Here is a 748-nt window from a genome sequence, read left to right on the forward strand (position 1 = left end):
GACTGGCAGAGCAAATACAATTGAACGCGTTACTGAAAAATACGTATACATCAAGACATCCAGCGGGAACGAAGCGAATCGTATTCCCCGGGAACGTCTGAGACAAGCCCTAGCTATTCTGTTTCACCAAAGAGTAATCACCTTAAAAGAATTGATCCGGATTCAAAAGTTTTCAAGCGCACTTGCTGCTTTAATCCGGATTATTATGATCGATATCTGTAAGGTACTGCGAACGCCAGCCGGCGTTCGTCTTTCTTTAAAGGGATTGCGATACATTTACTCTGGAATCAGCAAAGGGAAACGTGATGTGAGGATCGTAAAACAAAACGGCGGTTTGTTCGTCTTGATTAACTACTTTACCGTTCGATCGGACACGGCAGCAACCTGGAAGGATAACCTTCGCGAGCTGGGATTTGATTATAAATCCGTCATGCTCGATCCGGGGGAGAAGACCCTTCATGAAACTAAGCGGAAAGGGAAAACAGTGAAACCGCTAGACCTGGATGAATATGCAGAGTTCGTGAAGCAACACAGTGATATCATCTATCAATTTTTAACGATCGATAAGATTGGGGATCCGGAAACAACACAGGCGAATACGCTTTATTTGGAGCGGGCAGTTGGCCGAAAGCCAATTCCGGTATATCATGTCCAGAATTCGCTGGCCGTGCTGCAGGATTACATCGATCAAGGCTATGAGGTCATTGCCATTGGCGGTTCCGTCTTTGTTGGTCTTAAGCGTCGTGCA

1 pseudogene is annotated in these 748 nt (G+C 45.7%); it reads left to right on the forward strand.

The features are described 5' to 3' along the window. Positions 1 to 205 precede the first annotated feature (205 nt). Positions 206 to 748 (forward strand): annotated as a pseudogene (locus C3B52_RS35710) (hypothetical protein); the annotation flags it as partial.

Source organism: Brevibacillus reuszeri, assembly GCF_002897295.1.
GTDB lineage: Bacteria > Bacillota > Bacilli > Brevibacillales > Brevibacillaceae > Brevibacillus > Brevibacillus reuszeri_A.